The organism is Parvularcula marina (genome assembly GCF_003399445.1).
GTDB lineage: Bacteria > Pseudomonadota > Alphaproteobacteria > Caulobacterales > Parvularculaceae > Parvularcula > Parvularcula marina.
Genome location: NZ_QUQO01000002.1, coordinates 315,599 through 331,881 on the forward strand (window position 1 = coordinate 315,599; position 16,283 = coordinate 331,881).

A 16,283-nucleotide genomic window follows, 5' to 3' on the forward strand; every position below is an offset into this window, starting at 1 on the left:
CGGAGGAAGAATGATGCTTCAGATGACAAAAACCGCCCGCAAAAAGGCCCAGCGCGGCCTGACCCTGATCGAGCTGCTTGTCGTGATCGTGATCCTTGGGATCCTCTCGACGATCGTGGCGGTCAATGTGCTGCCTGCCGGTGACCGGGCGCGGGTCCAGTCGGCTCAGACGCAGGTCGATATGCTTGAAAGCGCGGTTCGTCAGTACAAGCTCGATATGACCCATTTCCCGAGCCAGGATCAGGGGCTGACGGCTCTCGTCCAGATGCCGCAGAATGAGCGCAATGCCGCTGCCTACCGCCCCGGCGGCTATCTTGAATCGCGCGAGCTGCCGACTGATCCGTGGGGCAATCCATATCAATATGCGATCCCGGGCGAAGGTGGGGCGGAGTTCGACATCTACTCCTACGGGCCGGATGGCCGGCCGGGCGGAAATGACGATATTGGCAGCTGGAACTAAAACCGTCCGTTCACGGGGGTTTACGCTCGTCGAGCTGCTCGTCGTCATGGTCGTGATGGCGCTGGTTTCCGGTATCCTGCTGACATCGCTGCCGCAGCGAAAGAGCGAGGCGCAACGCGCGGCGCTCACGCTTTCTGAACTGACCCAGCGGCTCTCGGATCAGGCGGTCATCGAGGGGCGAGCCTATGGCATGGACGTCACCGAGGGCACGCTTCTGCTCTATCGCTATGCCGAAGGCGGATGGCAGCGGCGGCCCGTGCCTAGTGAGGCGCGGCTTGATGATGAAATCTTCCTGACCCTGATGGCTGGCGAGGAGTTCGACCTGCCCGAAGAGGAAGAGAGCGGCGAGCTTCTTTTCCGCAACCGCAATGGCGAGGCGCAGATCCGCACTGAAAAGATCCGCCCGGCGGTCATCTTCAATCCAGCCGGAGACCAGACGCCTTTTACATTACGGGTCAGTGATCGCGAGGATGCGTATCTTCTTGATGTGACCGCCCTCAATGGCAGGGAGGTGCGCCATGCGTCAGAGTGAGCGCGGGCTGACCCTGATCGAAGTCTTGGTCGCGATCCTGATCCTCGGGACGGCGGTCGCCTCCCTTCTTGCCCTGACGGGCCAGCAGACCCGCAATGCCGATGCCCTGCGTGAGAACATGCTGGCGCGCATCACGGCTGAGAATATCATGGTCGCAACCGTGCTAGCAGAGGACCGCAACCAGCGGGATGATCAGGGAACGGCGGAAATTGCGGGCCGCTCTTATGACTGGCAGGTGATCCGCCGCGAGGGACCGCTTGAAGGGCTTGAGATCCTGACCGTTGAGATCAGTGATCCGGCGCAGGACGGCCGCGTACTGGCGACGATGGGGACGCTGAACCCGGAGACGGGGCCATGAGGCGGGTGGAACGCGGCTTTACCCTGGTCGAAGTGCTGATCGCGCTCGGCGTCTTTGCGATCCTGAGCGCTGTCTCGGTCGGGATCATCCGCCTTGCGACCAATGCGCAGGAACAGGCCGAGGATGTTGCGGGCAGTATCGCCCGGATTGAACGGGCGCGCTCAATCATCCGTATGGATATGCTGCAGATCGTGGATCGCCGTTATCGCCCTGCGGGCACTAATGGACAGGTTGCGGCCTTTACTGGCGGGGCGCCCGCTAAGCAGGCGATCCTGACTAGAGAGGATGAGGAAGAGATCCTTCTCGCCTTTGTGCGCAATGGCTGGGCCAATCCCGATTACCGCCAGCCGCGCGCTTCGCTCCAGCAGGTGACCTATCTTGTGCGCGACGGCGCGCTGATCCGCCGTGTACAGCCCTTTATCGACGCTGTTGAGGACACGCCCTATCGCGACCAGCTCCTGTTTGACGGCGTCACCGGCGTGCAGATCGGCTTTTACGGGCCGAGCGGCTGGGTCGAGGACTGGGGTGCAGGCAGCCAGTCGACGCCGCCGCCCGCGATTCGGCTCTCCTTCACTGATCCTGAATTCGGCGCGCTGACGCAGGATTTCCTCGTGGGAGGTGGGCGATGAGACATCTCCACCAACAGCGCGGCGCGGCGCTCCTCGTCGTTCTCGTCCTTGTCTTCAGCCTCGCGACAATTGCGGTCGCGATCACTTCCTTCACGGACCGGGCAACCCGGCAAGTGGCCGGCGCACAGACGCGGGACCGTGCCTATTGGGCGATACTGGGGGCGGAGCGGGCGGCGCTCTTGCTTCTGGAAGCGCAGGCACTTGAGCGCGAGAATGTCGATCTGCCCACGGAGCGGTGGCTCTCGGCGCCCTTCACTCTGCCATTTGAGGGCGCGGTGATTGAGGCGCGGTTCCGCGATGTCTCGGCCTGTTTCAACGTCAATGAGTTTGTCGAGAATGCCGACGGCCGCCTGCGGACAAATGAGCCGGCAGTGATCCGCTTCGGCCAATTGATCGCGCAGATGGGCGGCGATCCCCGGGGCGGGGAGACGCTGGGTACCGCAGCGGCGGATTTCATGGACAGTGACGGGGATGCAGGACCCGGCGGGGCGGAGGATTACGCCTATACGCGCGGGGATGCGCCCTACCGGACAGCGGGCACGCAAATAGCCGATCTCTCCGAATTACGCGCCGTCCGGGGGTGGAGTGCGGAACTGATGGAAGGGCTCGCGCCGATCCTCTGTGCCCGGCAGTCTGGCGAGACCGGGCGGATCAACCTCAATACGCTGACCGGGGCCGATGCGCCGGTCCTCACCAATGCGCTTGATGACCGGATCCCGGTCGGGCAGGCCGAGCGACTGATCAGCGAACGCCCACCTGACGGCTATGAAAGCGTCGAGCAGTTCACCAGCCTGCCGGTCTTTGAAAATCTTGATCCGCCACTCGAAGGGGATGTCACCGACCGCCTCTCGACCGAGGCGACGCTGATCGAGCTGAGGACGCTGATCCGTCATGACGGCGTCGAATTTGAGTTGACCTCTCTTATCGAAAAAGGAACGGGCTCGGGGTATAGGGTCGTATCCCGGCGGTTTGGGTCAGAGAATTGATATGAAACGACTTCTTCTGCTGACAGGCGAGACGCCCACAGACCCCGTCCTCTGGTGGCGGGGCAGTGAAGACGGCCCCTCCGACAGCGGGGTTGCCGAGGAAGGCCTGACGGGGGTGCCCGGAGCGCTGCTCGGGAGCCCGCAGATCGCTGTCATCCTGCCCGGGGAGCTCGCCGCAACACGCCGCCTGCACCTGCCCGTCAATCGCGATGCCGCGCTTGAGGCCGCCGCCCGGCTTGCTTTTGAGGATGTGCTTGCAGCGCCTGCGGATGAATTCCACTTTGCCTTCGGGTCAACCGAAGCCGATGGCAAGCGCACGGTCTCTGCCGTGCCGCGCGACTGGATGGCGGGCTGGGTTTCTGCCCTCGATGAAGCGGGGATCGAAGCTGACATTGTGACCATCGACCATCTTGCGATTTGTGCTGAGGGCGGACGATATGCCGTCCTTCAGGAAGGCACCCGCGTCATCATGCGCCTGCCCGAAGGCGGGATGTCAATGACAGCGGAGTTTGCGGCAGCCCTCATCCCCTCGCTCGATGGGGTGGAAGACGCACAGCATATCAGTGTTGGCCGCGCCGAGGAGAAAGCCCTTGTGCTGACGGATCGGCGGGCGCTGGGCGCCTATTATGCCGCCTCGATTGAACGTGAGATGCCGCCGAGTCTCTTGCGCGGCACCTATCGGCGGCGGCGCGACTGGTCAGGACTTGTCCGCCAGTGGCGGCATGTCGGCGCGCTGGCTGCGGCCTGCATGGTCGTCTGGCTCGCCGGGATGCTGAGCGACGGGCTCCGCCATGGCGCAGCAGCCAGCAATCTCGAAGACGAGGCTATCGAGCTCTTCACCCAAGCCTATCCCAACACGCCTGTGCGCGATCTGTCGCGTCAGGCGGCATCGCGGGCGCGGGCCGGGGTCACGCCGATGTTCCTTCCACTGAGCGCCGAGCTGACCGCTGCAATGGAAGACACGGTCTCCGTCGAGCTGACTGCGATCAGCTATACCGCTGGTGAAGGGCTTATCGCCGATCTGCGCTTTCCCGAGGCGGCCTCGCTCGAAGCCTTGCGCCAGCGGCTTGAGGCACGCGGGGTTGAGACCCGCGAGGGCGGCAATATCAGGCGCGAGGAAGATGGCCGCTATGCCGGGCAGCTCCTGTTGGGAGGCATCCAATGACCGCATGGTGGAATGATCTGAGCGCGCGCGAGCGCCAGCTCCTGATGATCGGCGGGGCGGTGGTTGCTTTCGCTGTTCTCTTCTTTTTGATTATCCGTCCCCTGACCACCTATCGGCAGAATGCCATGCTGGATTATGACCGCGCGGTCTCGACTTATCGTCAGGTGACGATTGCGGCGGCGGCCCCGCAGGAGGACGCACTTGACCCTGCGGCCTTGCGGTCGGTCATCACGTCGAGCGCGCAGGCGAGAGGCATCGTCATCAACCGGATTTCCTCGCAAGGCGCGGTGCTTGATGTGTCGATTGCCGGCACATCGCCCGCGCGTCTTTACGGCTGGATTGCCGGGCTTGAGGCGCAGCACAATGTGCATGTCCAGAGCGCCCAGCTTCGTCCGTCCAGTGAGAATGGCGTGACCGCGCGGCTGACGCTGATGAGCGGAGGAGCGTGAAACATGTTCCGCTGGGTTGCCCTTTTTGGTTTGAGTGCGGTCGTTGCGGCGGTGGCGATGTTTCCGCTCAATCTTGCGTTGCTTCTGAGTGCGGCACCGGTTGAGGCGCAGAAAGTGACGGGCACGGTCTGGAAGGGCCGAATCGAGGGCGCAAGCACGCAAGGCTACCAGCTTGGTGACATCGATGTCTCGGCAAGGCTGCTGCCGCTCCTGACGGGGCGGCTTCAGGCGGCAGTGAAGATCGACGGGCCGATTGCGCGCGGGGACGCGATCGTGACCGCGCGGCCCGGTGCGCTGCGGTTTGATGAGACCGATGCGCGAGTGAATATCGCGGCGCTCCGGCTGAAGGATGCGTTCGGTGCTCCGATGAGCGGCATGGTCGATTTCAAAACCGATGAGCTCGTGCTTACCGAAGACGGCCGCTGTCTTGGTGGGGAGGTCAGCCTGTCGACTGACACGCTCCAGCGCAGCGCGGTCCACTATGGCGGGCAGGGCTTCTCGCTCGCCGGTGAGGGCGCGTGCACGGATGAGGTGCTGATCCTGCCGCTGAGCGGAGAGGGGCCGGAGGGGCAGGCGGAGGTGACGATCCGGGTGTCCCGCTCAGGCTATCAGACCGAACTCGTGATCGAGCCGAAAGATCAACAGCTTGCAGCGGCTCTATCTGCCTATGGCTTTGAGGAGCGAGGCGGGCGATATTCGCTTATCCAGCGGGGAGATGTCTTCTGATGATCCATGCACGCCTTTTGTTGTTGATGACCGGCGCAGCGGTGCTCGCAGCCTGCGAAACAGCGCCTGAACCCGATGCGGCAGCCGCGATCGAACGCGCTAAACCCGTCGTTCAGGTCAGTGTGGATACCGAAGCCCCCGATCCGGGCGCGCTGGGCAGCTATTCCATCCCGAGCGGGCGCTGCGGCATGGTCCTCTGGGCGAGAGCCGGGACCGAGACCGTGCCGATCTTCCAGGCGCTTGATGACGGCAATGGCCTGATGGAAATCGATGGCCGCCGGACGGGGCTGTCACGGCAATCTGTCAGAGGACAGGCGCGGGCAAAAATGCCGCAAATTCAAGAGTTTTCCGCCCACAGCGCAGATGGCTCCCTGATCACTGTCGAGGCAGAGACAGTCTGGGGCACGTCATTTCCCGGCGGCTCATATGTCGAGCGCGGTACGCTGACCCTGACCGGTGCGGATGGCTGGCAGCGAGTCATGCCAGTGGCAGGCATTGCGGGCTGCAAAGCATAAGCTTCTCACTGTTGCTCCGACCGTCATTTCCTTTCATGGTGCGCCCAGAGGGCAAAGGGTGAATACATGGCGCCGCACGCGCATCAATGTAGCCATCACGCGCATCATCATGATGCCGGGACGGCGGGAATGGATGATTCCCGCCGGTTGATCTTTGCGCTTCTGATTATCGTCGGATTTGCCGTTGTCGAGATTGTCGGGGCGTTGCTTTCGGGCTCGCTCGCTCTCTTGGCAGATGCGGGTCACATGGTGACCGACGGCACGGCCATCGGGCTGGCGCTGGTCGCGCGACATTTCGCCGGGCGCTCACCAACAGCGGCTTTCCCCTTCGGTCAACACCGGGCGCAGGTTCTGGCCGCGTTTGTGAATGGGCTGGCGCTCTTTGCCCTGATCGCCTTCCTCCTGCATGAGAGCTTCCAGCGGTTCAGTAATCCGCAGACGATCGATGTGCCGATCATGCTGTCCGTTGCTGTGCTCGGCCTGCTCGCCAATTTCGCGGCCTTCGCTGTCCTGCATCGCGGGAATTCGAATGATGTGAATATGCGCGGCGCGATCCTGCATGTGATCGGCGATATTCTGGGCTCGGTCGCCGCCATCGTCTCGGCTATCGTGATCATGACAACGGGCTGGCTCGCCGCCGACCCGCTGGTGACACTGCTAGTCTGTGCGCTGATTGCCCGTTCGGCCTGGCGGCTGGTTCGGGAGACCTCGGTCGTCCTTCTCGAAGGCGCGCCTGAGGGGCTCGATCGTGAAGATATTCGTCGCCACATCGAGGCGATCCGTCATGTCGTCAATGTGCATGACATCAAGGTGTGGATGCTGACCCCGGAGCATCGTCAGGTGACGATGCATGTGCAGGTCGATGATCCGCTTTTCGCCGATGAGACGCTGCGCGCTGTCAAAACGACGCTGAAGGCGGAATTCTCAATCGAACAGTCAACGATCCAGATGGAGACCTGCACAGTCATGACGCGTCCGTCCGAACAGGATACGCTGCGCTTTGACTGCCCGGATATGCCAACCAAGCGGGCCACCCAGACCCATGAGTCTGAGCGGCCGGAAGTCAGCAGGCTGCATTAAGCCTTTCAGGCGCGGGCGCAGAGCATCCGTTCACAAGCCGCCGGCATCACTTCCTCCGGCGAGGACACGACGATCAGGTCTTCCTTGAGTTCCTTTGCCGCAAAGCCCTCATCCACGACGTGATGGAGCAGCTTTACCAGCGGATCCCAATAGCCTTTGACGTTGCAAAGGATCAGTGGCTTGCGGTGCAGGTCGAGCCGTACCCATGACAGAAGCTCGATGATCTCTTCGAGCGTGCCGATGCCGCCGGGCAGGACGCAGAACGCATCGCTCTCTTCGAACATGCGCATTTTACGCTCATGCATCGAGTCGACTTCGATGTGATCGACGCCTTCTAGGACGCCTTCGACGGAGACGAGGAATTTCGGAATGACGCCGAAAACATCGCCGCCAAGGTCACGCACAGTGCCGGCGGTGATGCCCATCAGGCCGAGTTTGCCGCCCCCGTAAACGAGGCGGGTACCTGTCTCAGCGAGGGACTCGCCAAGCTTTTTTGCGGTTTCGGCGTAGATGCTGTCATCGCCCGCCCGTGAACCGCAGTAAACGCAAAGGGATTTAATCGGGCTTTTGGTCAAAGGGTTTCTCCTCCTGGCACCGTACACACTGACGTGCGCCGGCGTTCTATGGTAGTTCTTACCTGAAGCAATTTCGGAGCCATCATGCGCGACACGGTTATCGCCTTTATTGTTATTGTCATCATGGTGATCGCGGCGCTCGTCTACTGGCAGAGCAAGAAAGAGCCGGATGTGCCGGACGAAGGCCCGGTTGTGACAGATGGGAGCGGCACGCCTGAAAGTGAAGAGGCTGCCCCCGAAGCTGTCGCCCTGCCGCGTTTTGACATCATCCGCGTCACCCGTGAGGGCTATGCAACCATCGCCGGCGAGGCTGAACCCGGCGCTAGCGTCGAGCTGCTTGCCAATGGCGAGGTCATCGAGACGGTGACGGCGGAACGCGACGGTAATTTCGTGATCATCGTCGAGGATGCGCTGGCGCAGGGCGCAGTCGAGTTCAAACTTCGCATGACGACGCCGGACGGCATGGTTGTGACGGGGGCTGAGACGATCATCGTCTATGTGCCCGAACGCGATGGCGACCTGCCGGTGGTCCTGCGCACGACACCGGGCGGGGCAACGGAGATCCTGCAACGCGCGACCGATCCTGACCCAGCGCTTGGTCCGTTGACGATTGATACGATCGATTATGATGCGGCGGGTAATGCGATCTTCTCAGGCCGGGCGGAGCCTGACTCGGTCGTCCAGATTTTTGCCAACAACAATCCGGTCGGCGAGACGACAAGCGATGGCGCCGGGCGCTGGACCCTGTCAACGACGATCCCGCCAGGGCGTTACACGCTGCTGATTGTGCAGCTTGGGGAGGATGGCGCGCCGAAATACGCGATCGAAGTTCCCTTCGAGCAGGCGCGGCCCGAGAATATCGTCCTGAAAGACGGCGCGGTGATCGTGCAGCCGGGCAACTCGCTCTGGGTGATTGCCCGCAAGGTCTACGGCGAAGGCGAGCAGTATACGATCATTTACGGGGCCAATGCCGACCAGATCCGCGACCCTGACCTCATCTATCCGGGGCAAGTCTTCCAGCTTCCTGAAGATGAAGACGAGGAAGAAGAGGACACAAGCGAGGAAGCGCAAATGGGTAAGCGCGGCTAAGGGCCATGCAGCAATTCACTTGCGATTTCGCAATCGGCACCAAGGGGCCGGGGCTCTTTGTCTTCACCCGTGATGTGGCGTCATGGGTGGCGGATTGTGGGGTGGAAGAGGGGCTGCTGACGCTTTTCATTCAGCACACCTCTGCCTCGCTAACGGTACAGGAAAATGCCGATCCCGATGTGCTGGCAGACCTGAAGGACTTCTTCGCCGATCTCGCACCACGCACGCGAGCCTATCGTCATGATGCGGAAGGCCCCGATGACATGCCGGCGCATATCCGCTCGGCTCTGACCCAGACGAACCTTTCGATCCCCGTGCGCAACGGGCGCATGGCGCTGGGGACGTGGCAGGGGATTTATGTATTTGAGCACCGCGACCATCCGCACAGGCGGACCGTCACGGCGCATCTGATAGGGAAATAATCTCCCTCTCCCCTTTGGGGAGAGGGATGAGTAGCATTTACAGAATCGACTGGCCTGTCGATGCCCAGTCCTTCTCAAAAGCTGCAAGGCCTTTATCTGTCAGCGGATGGCCAAGAAGGGCGTTGAAGACTTTCGGCGGGATGGTCGCGACATCGGCGCCCATGAGGGCTGCGTCTTTCACATGGCTCACGCCGCGGATCGAGGCGGCGAGGACTTCTGTCTCATAGTCATGCATGTCGTAGAGCGCGCGGATCTCTGCGATCAGCTCCATGCCGTCCTGACCCAGATCATCGAGACGGCCGATGAAAGGCGAGATATAGGTCGCGCCCGCTTTTGCCGCGAGCCAAGCCTGGTTCGCTGTAAAGCAAAGCGTCACATTAGTCCGAATGCCTTCTTCGGTGAGATCCTGGCAGGTCTTCAGCCCGTCCCAAGTGAGAGGCAGTTTGACGACCACATTGCGCGCGATGTCGGCGAGGACTTTGCCTTCCTTCACCATGGTTTCGTAATCGGTCGAGGCGACTTCGGCGGAGACCGGTCCGTCGGTCATGTCGCAGATCGCGGCGATGACTTCCTTGAAGTCGCGGCCTGACTTGGCGATCAGCGAGGGGTTGGTCGTCACGCCATCCACGAGCCCGGTGGCAAAGGCCGCCTTGAGTTCGTCGGTTTCGGCAGTGTCGATGAAGATTTTCATGTTTATATTCCCTGTTAGCGCTATCACCCTACCGCATTTTGGCTGTCCGCTCAAAGGCACGGCATTGCCATTTCGCGGCGGGACACGGCATGGTCGGCCTTTAGAAGAGGGAATGGGCCATGAGAAGAGCGCTCGGCATTGCCGCTGCCATGTTACTGGTATCCTGTAGCGGAGAGGCGCCCGAAGAGGCGGCGCCGGTCGAGGAGAGGGCCGCCATGGCGCCAGCCGCCGATGAAGCAGAGGTAGTGCTGAACCTGCCGGCACCGCGCGAAGGGGTGACCGAGGACCGCATGGCGCTGCTCGCGCTCACTTGTGTGCACAAGCAGTATCCCAACAAGATTTCCCATGTTCTGAGCTCGGACGCTGATGCGAAAACGCCCAAAGAGCTGTTCCCGGCCTTTTATGGCTGTTTTGACTGGCATTCCTCCGTGCACGGGCACTGGCTGTTGACCCGCATTCTGAAGACCGATCCTGAAGGCCCGATGACGGATGTCATTATCGAGAGCCTGTCGGAGAGCTTCACACCTGAAAATATCACAGGCGAGGTGGCCTATGTCTCGGCGGACGGCCGGGCCTCTTTTGAACGGCCCTACGGGCTTGCCTGGTTCCTCCAACTCGTCGCGGAACTTGAGGAATCAGATGATCCCCAATTGCGAGAATGGCGCGAGACACTGCGCCCGCTCGAAGAGGCGATCGTCGTCAAGGTCAAGGCATGGCTGCCCAATCTGGTCTATCCCATTCGTCTGGGCACGCATAATCAGAGCGCTTTCGGCTTTGCGCTGATGCTCGATTATGCGCGGACCGTGGGGGATGAGGAGTTCGAGGCGCTGCTGGTCCAGAAATCCCGCGCGTTCCATCTGGGCGATATCAATTGCCCGCTCGCCTATGAGCCGTCGGGCGAGGATTTCCTCTCGCCCTGTTTTCAGGAAGCGGATCTGATGCGCCGGGTCCTGCCGCAGGATGAGTTCGCCGAATGGCTGTCTTCCTTCCTGCCGCAGATCCCCGTTGATGGATCGGGCGACTGGCTGGAGCCGGGGATCGTCACAGATGCTAGTGACGGCAAGCTGGTCCACCTTGATGGGGTCAACCTCTCACGCGCCTGGGCAATGACCGGGATCGCGAAAGCTCTGCCTGAGGACGATCCGCGTAAAGACGCCCTCTATGCGAGTGCCGAGCTCCACCGGGAAACCGGGATCGCTTCGATCTCGTCGGAAAATTATGAGGGCTCGCACTGGTTGGGCAGTTTCGCCACTTATCTGACGACAGCGCGCGGCATCACCGGTGCGGGAGCGCCCAAGTGAAGCTGCGGATCGGACCGGGCGCACTCGTTGCAGCAGCATTCATTGGCCCCGGCACGGTCACGACCTGCACACTAGCGGGAGCGAATTTCGGCTTTGCGCTCGTCTGGGCACTGGTCTTTGCGACCCTCGCCACGATCCTCTTGCAGGACATGGCAGCGCGGCTCGGTGCGGGCGCCAAGCGGGGCCTGGGCGAAGCGCTGATGGAGACGCTGCCCGCGGGACCAGTGCGGATCGGCGCGGCGGTGCTGGTTTTCCTCGCGATTGCCGTTGGGAATGCCGCCTATGAGGCCGGCAATCTTGCGGGCGGCGCGCTCGGGCTTGGCGCGATCCTCGGGGAGGGCGCGCATTCGCAGAAATGGGCCGTGGCCGGATTGTCTCTGCTGGCCGGCGCGCTGTTGCTGCTGGGCAAATACAAGACGCTGGAGAAAGTGCTGATCGGGCTCGTCATCCTGATGAGCCTTGCCTTTGCGGCGACCGCCGTCATGGTGCGGCCCGATCTTGGGGCCTTTGCCGGCGGCCTTGTTCCGCGCGTGCCCGAGGGCGGGCTGCTGACCGCGATTGCCCTGATCGGCACGACCATCGTGCCTTATAATCTCTTCCTTCATGCCGCTGCCGCCAAGCGCCGCTGGCCCGATGGCGATGCGAGTGCGGCGCGCAGCGACACTGTTCTGTCGGTCGGGCTTGGCGGGATTGTCTCTATCCTGATCGTCTCGGTGGCGGCAGGCGCGGCGTTCTCTGCCGGGCTCGAAATTGCCAATGCCGCTGACATGGCACGGTCGCTAGAGCCACTGGCCGGAACCTGGGCGCGGTATCTTTTGGGCGCAGGGCTGCTGGCCGCAGGGCTGACCTCTGCGATCACGGCGCCGCTTGCGGCAGGCTATGCCCTGTCGGAGATGGTGCCCAATGTCTCGGATGCGGGCCGGGCACGGCTTCTCAAAGCAACGGCGCTGGTCATCCTCGGCATCGGTATGACGGTCGGCCTTCTTGGCATTCGCCCTGTGACGCTGATCCTTGTCGCGCAGGCGGCAAACGGGCTGCTCCTGCCGATCATCGCGGGGTTCCTCCTCTATGTGATGAACCGGAAGGGTCTCTTGGGAGGCCATGCCAATGGGATGCTCGCCAATCTGGGTGGATTGCTCGTGGTGCTGATCACTTTCGGGCTGGGGCTGCGCGGTGTCTTAAGGGCGCTGGGCGTCTGGCCCTGATCAATCCCTTGGCGCCGCAGCTCTTTTGAGCCGGTCATTGATCGCCGCCCCCAGACCCTCATCAGGGATGGGGGCAACCGCAATGGGTTTCGCCATGCTGTCCATCTGCCGTAGATAGGCAAAGAGATGGGCGGCGGCTTCGCGCAAATTGCCAGACGGGGAGAGGTCGAGCGTCGCGCCATTGCTCCCGCCAAAGCCCAGAAGGATCTCGCCCTCGCGGGGTTCCTCCGCCTCAAGACGAACTTTTGCTTGCGGCGCGTAGTGGCTGGTCATCATGCCGGGCGCGGAGATGCCGTCACCGGGGGCGGCGAGCTTCATGCCGAGGACTGCTTCGATCACCTCGTGCGAGATCGCGCCGGGACGCAGCAAAGTAGGGTGATCGCCCGCAAGACCGACAATCGTGCTTTCAAGCCCGATCTCGCATGGTCCGCCATCGAGGACCGGGACGGTATCGCCGAACTCACTCGCCACATGCTCAGCGGTGGTCGGGCTGATCCGGCCTGAGCGATTGGCGCTGGGCGCCACGAAGGGGCCGTCAAAGGCGCGTAAGACCGCGCGCGCCACCTCATGGGCGGGACAACGGATCGCCACCGTGTCGAGCCCGGCAGTGACCAGTGGTGCTACGGGCGCGTCAGCTCGCAAGGGCAGAACGAGGGTCAGCGCTCCTGGCCAGAAGGCCTCGATCAACCGAACTGCTGTAGAGCTGAACTCGCCGATACGGGCGGCGGCGGCCCGGTCCGGCACATGGACGATCAGCGGGTTGAAGCGCGGGCGGCCCTTTGTTTCATAGATCTGCGCGACCACTTCGCCATTGGCGGCGTCGGCGGCGAGCCCGTAGACCGTCTCGGTCGGCAGCGCGATAAGACGTCCCGCGCGCAACACATCAGCGGCGCGGGTCACATTGTCGGGCGAAGCGGTCCAGATAGATGACATCCGCGCTCGATAGCGCGACTTGTCAGGATGCGCACGCCCCTTGCGGCGGGCGCCCGGCCTAATGTAGACAGTGTCAAAATACTGCCAGAATTTGAGGAGCCGCCCGGATGCCCTATCAGACCCCCGTCAAAGACATGCAATTCCTGCTCAATCACGCGGCGAATTTCGACGCGGTACGTGAGACGGGCGCGTTCGAGGATCTCTCGCCCGATCTTGTCGAGGCGGTGCTGACCGAGGCCGGCAAGCTTGCCGATAATGTCTTTGCCCCGCTCAACTGGGACAGTGACCAGAACGGCGCGCGGCTGGAGAATGGGCAGGTCTATACGACCCCCGGCTTCAAGGAAGCCTATCAACAATATGTCGAGGGCGGATGGAATGCGCTCGGCTTTTCGTCCGAATTTGGCGGGCAGGACATGCCCCAGACCCTCGCGCTGATGGTCTTCGAAGCGCTCTGCGCGGGCTGCCTCAGCCTTGCCATGGGATTCTCGCTGACGACCGGGGCGGCAAAGGCGCTGTTTGCGAGCGGTACGGATGAACAAAAGAAACTCTTCCTGCCCAAGCTGGTCTCTGGCGAATGGGCGGGGACGATGAATCTCTCCGAACCGCAGGCAGGGTCAGACCTTGCCAATATCAAATGCAAGGCGGAGCCGGTCGGTGACGGGTGCTACAAGATCAAGGGCACCAAGATCTGGATTTCCTATGGCGATCACGACCTGACCGAGAATATCTGCCACCTCGTGCTGGCGCGCCTGCCCGATGCGCCGGAGGGGACGCGCGGCATCTCCATGTTCCTCGTCCCGAAATATCGCGTCGATGAAGACGGGAATGTCGGTGAGCGGAACGATGTCACCATTGTCAGCATCGAGGAAAAGCTCGGCCAGCACGGCTCACCGACCTGTGTCATGAGCTATGGCGAGCATGATGAATGTTTCGGCACCCTTGTCGGCAAGGAGCATGAGGGGCTTAAGAACATGTTCGTCATGATGAATGCCGCCCGGATCGATGTCGGCACGCAGGGTTATGCGGTGGGTGAACGCAGCTTCCAGAAGGCCGCCGAATACGCTCATGACCGCCCGCAGGGCCGCGAATATGGCGTAAAGTCCGGTCCTGCCATCCCGATCGTTCAGCACCCGGATGTACGCCGCAATTTGATGACGATGAAGGCGCTGACCGATGCCGGGCGGGCCATCGGCTATGCCAGCATCGTGGCCTATGATGTCGCGCATCACTCGTCCGATGAGGAGACCCGCCGCGCCGCAAAAGAGCGCGAGGAGCTTCTCACGCCGCTGTCCAAAGCCTTCCCGACAGAGCGGGTGATGGAGGTCACCAATCTGGGCATCCAGATCCATGGCGGCATGGGCTTTGTCGAAGAAACAGGCGCTGCGCAATTCTTCCGTGATAGCCGTATCTCGGCCATCTATGAGGGGACGACCGGCATTCAGGCCATCGACCTTGTGGGCCGCAAGCTCGGCATGGGTGCGGGCAAGCTCGCCTATGATTTCATCGAGGAAGCTGAAGCGCTTGCGGCTGCCTTGTCGGGCAGCGGGCATGACGGGCTCGGTTCTATCGGCGAAAATCTGCAGACGGCGCTGTCGGGGTTGAAAGAGACGACCCGATTCATGGTCGCGGCCATGGCGGAAGACCCCGAGACCGGGCTCACCGGCGCGACACCGTATCTGGACCAGTTCGGTTATGTCGCCGGCGGCTATTATCTGGCGCGGTCCGCTTTTGCGGCAGCGGGGCTGGCGGCGAGCGGCGAGGATGAGCCCTATCATCAGGGCCGGATCGATGTCGCACGCTTCTATGCCGAGAATCTGCTGCCCCGCGCGACGGGTCTCATCCCTTCGGTGATCGCGGGCAAAGGTACGTTACCGTCCGCCGACAGCCAGCTCTTCTCCGCGTGAAGCGTCAGCCGATTGAGTAAGTTCTGAGTGTGACTAGCCGCGGCCTATAGGGCTGGAATTGTAAAAAACGACTGATTTGCCCAAGCGTACAGGCGCTTGAGAGGCATCGCCGCCATCTTGTTCCTTGACCTCAACGGCTTTCATCTGGAAGCCTCCCGGACGGAAGTTGTTGAAACCGTCTTCAGCTGGCGGCGAGTGAGCTGGATGAAGCGAGCTTCGCCAGATGGCTCGAAGCAATGTGTGTGCCCGTTGGCGGGTAAGTAAGAGGGGCAGTCGGGGGCATGGTGTTGAATGCCGAGTGGATTTACTGGGGCAGCTTCCTGCTGTTGCCGGTGCTGGCTGTCCTGTTGTCAGCGGCGATGGGTGGCCATTGGCTCAAGCGCGTTCTTGCGCTCATTTTCACCGTGCCGGTCGCACTCCTCGTCTATGCGCGCTTCGTTGAGCCTCAGCGGCTGATCCGGGTCGCGACCGATGTCGAGATCTGCGGGCAGGGCCTGCCGGGCACGATCAAGGCAGCCGTTCTCTCCGATGTGCATCAGGGCATTTTCCGCAATGCCGTCTCGGTGCCGCGCCTTGTGAAGACCATCAATCGCAGCAATCCGGATATCGTCCTGATTGCTGGCGACTTCACCTATGATCTGCCGCCCGAGAAATTCGAAAAAACCTTCGCTGCGTTCAAGCACCTTAAGGCGCCGGTTTATGGCGTGCTCGGCAATCATGATAATATTCACGGTCCGGAATATCGTGAGAAGCTGATCGACGCGCTTGAGAAGTCTGGCGTCACCATGCTGGCACCGGGCGAGGATGTTTTCCGCAAGGATGGCAAATTCATCCGTATCGTCGGTATCCGGGATATGGACTCATTCCTCGGCAAGACAGAAACGCTGGGCGAGTATCCTGCCCCCGGCGGTATGCCGAGCATCGTTCTGTCGCACAGTCCCGAAGTCATCGGGCGCTCCGAGACCGGCCATTACGATCTGATGGTCACCGGGCATACTCATGGCGGTCAGGTCTGGATCCCGAAGGTCACCTGCGAGCTGACGACCGCTTGCCGGACATGGCGCTATGGCCTTGCCGAGACGCCGACCGGCAAGCTGTTTGTCACATCCGGCACCGGCATGACGGCCTTGCCGATCCGTTTTAACATGCAGCCGCGGATCGATATTCTGCGGGTACAGATCAACCGGTGCGAGGCGCAGCCATTTGGCGATGTCATGCGGGTATTCCCGCATGACCAGGGCTCGCAGAATTAAGCGTAGGGGC

At 62.0% G+C, this 16,283-nt stretch carries 19 protein-coding genes; 16 read left to right on the top strand and 3 right to left on the bottom strand.

The features are described 5' to 3' along the window. The first annotated feature begins 22 nt into the window (after window positions 1-22). The 10 genes from gspG to DX908_RS15370 all read left to right on the top strand — a co-directional run bounded on the left by gspG (window position 23) and on the right by DX908_RS15370 (window position 6,900). Complete coding sequence (gene gspG / locus DX908_RS15325; RefSeq protein WP_199564775.1) at window positions 23-460, top strand: type II secretion system major pseudopilin GspG; 438 nt, start codon at window positions 23-25, stop codon at window positions 458-460. Further along, window positions 444-992: a type II secretion system minor pseudopilin GspH gene (gene gspH, locus DX908_RS15330; RefSeq protein ID WP_158548871.1), complete on the top strand. Its 549-nt coding sequence runs from the start codon at window positions 444-446 to the stop codon at window positions 990-992. Before gspG ends, gspH begins: the two co-directional genes overlap by 17 nt. Continuing rightward, window positions 979-1,350 carry a type II secretion system minor pseudopilin GspI gene (gene gspI / locus DX908_RS15335; RefSeq protein ID WP_158548872.1) on the top strand — a complete coding sequence of 124 codons (372 nt, stop codon included), beginning with the start codon at window positions 979-981 and terminating at the stop codon, window positions 1,348-1,350. The genes gspH and gspI overlap by 14 nt, the downstream gene beginning before the upstream one ends. Next, window positions 1,347-1,979, top strand: a complete 633-nt coding sequence (gspJ, locus tag DX908_RS15340; RefSeq protein ID WP_116393363.1) for a type II secretion system minor pseudopilin GspJ — start codon at window positions 1,347-1,349, stop codon at window positions 1,977-1,979. The genes gspI and gspJ overlap by 4 nt, the downstream gene beginning before the upstream one ends. After that, window positions 1,976-2,965, top strand: coding sequence for a type II secretion system minor pseudopilin GspK (gene gspK / locus DX908_RS15345; RefSeq protein ID WP_116393364.1), 990 nt, complete (start codon window positions 1,976-1,978; stop codon window positions 2,963-2,965). The genes gspJ and gspK overlap by 4 nt, the downstream gene beginning before the upstream one ends. Before the next feature lies 1 nt (window position 2,966). Beyond that, window positions 2,967-4,130, top strand: a complete 1,164-nt coding sequence (gene gspL, locus DX908_RS15350) for a type II secretion system protein GspL (protein ID WP_116393365.1) — start codon at window positions 2,967-2,969, stop codon at window positions 4,128-4,130. Further along, window positions 4,127-4,579 carry a type II secretion system protein M gene (locus DX908_RS15355; RefSeq protein ID WP_116393366.1) on the top strand — a complete coding sequence of 151 codons (453 nt, stop codon included), beginning with the start codon at window positions 4,127-4,129 and terminating at the stop codon, window positions 4,577-4,579. Before gspL ends, DX908_RS15355 begins: the two co-directional genes overlap by 4 nt. A 3-nt stretch (window positions 4,580-4,582) precedes the next feature. After that, a complete protein-coding gene (gene gspN, locus DX908_RS15360) occupies window positions 4,583-5,305 on the top strand; it encodes a type II secretion system protein N (RefSeq protein WP_116393367.1) in 723 nt (240 codons plus the stop codon). Continuing rightward, window positions 5,305-5,820, top strand: a complete 516-nt coding sequence (locus DX908_RS15365) for a hypothetical protein (RefSeq protein ID WP_116393368.1) — start codon at window positions 5,305-5,307, stop codon at window positions 5,818-5,820. Before gspN ends, DX908_RS15365 begins: the two co-directional genes overlap by 1 nt. A gap of 66 nt (window positions 5,821-5,886) precedes the next feature. Next, entirely contained in the window at window positions 5,887-6,900 is a 1,014-nt protein-coding gene (locus tag DX908_RS15370; RefSeq protein ID WP_116393369.1) for a cation diffusion facilitator family transporter, read from the top strand. Between the two features lie 5 nt (window positions 6,901-6,905). Here the strand turns inward: DX908_RS15370 and DX908_RS15375 are convergent, their stop codons facing one another. Further along, window positions 6,906-7,475, bottom strand: coding sequence for an LOG family protein (locus tag DX908_RS15375; RefSeq protein ID WP_199564776.1), 570 nt, complete (start codon window positions 7,473-7,475; stop codon window positions 6,906-6,908). 84 nt (window positions 7,476-7,559) lie between these two features. Between DX908_RS15375 and DX908_RS15380 the strand changes: the two genes are divergently transcribed. Both DX908_RS15380 and DX908_RS15385 read left to right on the top strand, forming a co-directional pair. After that, the gene (locus DX908_RS15380) at window positions 7,560-8,564 is read left to right on the top strand and encodes a LysM peptidoglycan-binding domain-containing protein (RefSeq protein ID WP_116393371.1); all 1,005 of its coding nucleotides are present in this window, start codon (window positions 7,560-7,562) and stop codon (window positions 8,562-8,564) included. A gap of 5 nt (window positions 8,565-8,569) precedes the next feature. Continuing rightward, entirely contained in the window at window positions 8,570-8,986 is a 417-nt protein-coding gene (locus DX908_RS15385) for a secondary thiamine-phosphate synthase enzyme YjbQ (RefSeq protein WP_116393372.1), read from the top strand. A 37-nt stretch (window positions 8,987-9,023) separates the two neighbouring features. On the opposite strand, the gene fsa is transcribed toward DX908_RS15385, so the two are convergent. Beyond that, window positions 9,024-9,677, bottom strand: a complete 654-nt coding sequence (gene fsa, locus DX908_RS15390; RefSeq protein ID WP_116393373.1) for a fructose-6-phosphate aldolase — start codon at window positions 9,675-9,677, stop codon at window positions 9,024-9,026. Window positions 9,678-9,796: 119 nt separating this feature from the next. On the opposite strand from fsa, the gene DX908_RS15395 reads away from it, so the two are divergent. Together DX908_RS15395 and DX908_RS15400 are read left to right on the top strand one after the other, a co-directional pair. Beyond that, complete coding sequence (locus DX908_RS15395) at window positions 9,797-10,978, top strand: DUF2891 domain-containing protein (protein WP_199564777.1); 1,182 nt, start codon at window positions 9,797-9,799, stop codon at window positions 10,976-10,978. Continuing rightward, the gene (locus DX908_RS15400) at window positions 10,975-12,183 is read left to right on the top strand and encodes an Nramp family divalent metal transporter (protein WP_116393374.1); all 1,209 of its coding nucleotides are present in this window, start codon (window positions 10,975-10,977) and stop codon (window positions 12,181-12,183) included. The genes DX908_RS15395 and DX908_RS15400 overlap by 4 nt, the downstream gene beginning before the upstream one ends. Here the strand turns inward: DX908_RS15400 and DX908_RS15405 are convergent, their stop codons facing one another. Beyond that, complete coding sequence (locus DX908_RS15405) at window positions 12,184-13,116, bottom strand: L-threonylcarbamoyladenylate synthase (protein WP_116393375.1); 933 nt, start codon at window positions 13,114-13,116, stop codon at window positions 12,184-12,186. It abuts the gene before it with no gap. Window positions 13,117-13,223: 107 nt separating this feature from the next. On the opposite strand from DX908_RS15405, the gene DX908_RS15410 reads away from it, so the two are divergent. Both DX908_RS15410 and DX908_RS15415 read left to right on the top strand, forming a co-directional pair. Continuing rightward, window positions 13,224-15,020 (top strand): acyl-CoA dehydrogenase, encoded by a 1,797-nt coding sequence (locus tag DX908_RS15410; protein ID WP_116393376.1) that lies wholly within the window; start codon window positions 13,224-13,226, stop codon window positions 15,018-15,020. A gap of 281 nt (window positions 15,021-15,301) precedes the next feature. Further along, the gene (locus tag DX908_RS15415; RefSeq protein ID WP_116393377.1) at window positions 15,302-16,273 is read left to right on the top strand and encodes a metallophosphoesterase; all 972 of its coding nucleotides are present in this window, start codon (window positions 15,302-15,304) and stop codon (window positions 16,271-16,273) included. Window positions 16,274-16,283: the final 10 nt, after the last annotated feature.

What these genes read in the sequence shown, in the direction of transcription:
- gspG (WP_199564775.1), top strand. Translation starts at nt 23, where the DNA reads ATGACAAAAACCGCCCGCAAAAAGGCCCAGCGCGGCCTGACCCTGATC.
- gspI (WP_158548872.1), top strand. Translation starts at nt 979, where the DNA reads ATGCGTCAGAGTGAGCGCGGGCTGACCCTGATCGAAGTCTTGGTCGCG.
- gspJ (WP_116393363.1), top strand. Translation starts at nt 1,347, where the DNA reads ATGAGGCGGGTGGAACGCGGCTTTACCCTGGTCGAAGTGCTGATCGCG.
- gspK (WP_116393364.1), top strand. Translation starts at nt 1,976, where the DNA reads ATGAGACATCTCCACCAACAGCGCGGCGCGGCGCTCCTCGTCGTTCTC.
- gspL (WP_116393365.1), top strand. Translation starts at nt 2,967, where the DNA reads ATGAAACGACTTCTTCTGCTGACAGGCGAGACGCCCACAGACCCCGTC.
- DX908_RS15355 (WP_116393366.1), top strand. Translation starts at nt 4,127, where the DNA reads ATGACCGCATGGTGGAATGATCTGAGCGCGCGCGAGCGCCAGCTCCTG.
- gspN (WP_116393367.1), top strand. Translation starts at nt 4,583, where the DNA reads ATGTTCCGCTGGGTTGCCCTTTTTGGTTTGAGTGCGGTCGTTGCGGCG.
- DX908_RS15365 (WP_116393368.1), top strand. Translation starts at nt 5,305, where the DNA reads ATGATCCATGCACGCCTTTTGTTGTTGATGACCGGCGCAGCGGTGCTC.
- DX908_RS15370 (WP_116393369.1), top strand. Translation starts at nt 5,887, where the DNA reads ATGGCGCCGCACGCGCATCAATGTAGCCATCACGCGCATCATCATGAT.
- DX908_RS15380 (WP_116393371.1), top strand. Translation starts at nt 7,560, where the DNA reads ATGCGCGACACGGTTATCGCCTTTATTGTTATTGTCATCATGGTGATC.
- DX908_RS15385 (WP_116393372.1), top strand. Translation starts at nt 8,570, where the DNA reads ATGCAGCAATTCACTTGCGATTTCGCAATCGGCACCAAGGGGCCGGGG.
- fsa (WP_116393373.1), bottom strand. Translation starts at nt 9,677, where the DNA reads ATGAAAATCTTCATCGACACTGCCGAAACCGACGAACTCAAGGCGGCC.
- DX908_RS15395 (WP_199564777.1), top strand. Translation starts at nt 9,797, where the DNA reads ATGAGAAGAGCGCTCGGCATTGCCGCTGCCATGTTACTGGTATCCTGT.
- DX908_RS15405 (WP_116393375.1), bottom strand. Translation starts at nt 13,116, where the DNA reads ATGTCATCTATCTGGACCGCTTCGCCCGACAATGTGACCCGCGCCGCT.
- DX908_RS15410 (WP_116393376.1), top strand. Translation starts at nt 13,224, where the DNA reads ATGCCCTATCAGACCCCCGTCAAAGACATGCAATTCCTGCTCAATCAC.
- DX908_RS15415 (WP_116393377.1), top strand. Translation starts at nt 15,302, where the DNA reads ATGGTGTTGAATGCCGAGTGGATTTACTGGGGCAGCTTCCTGCTGTTG.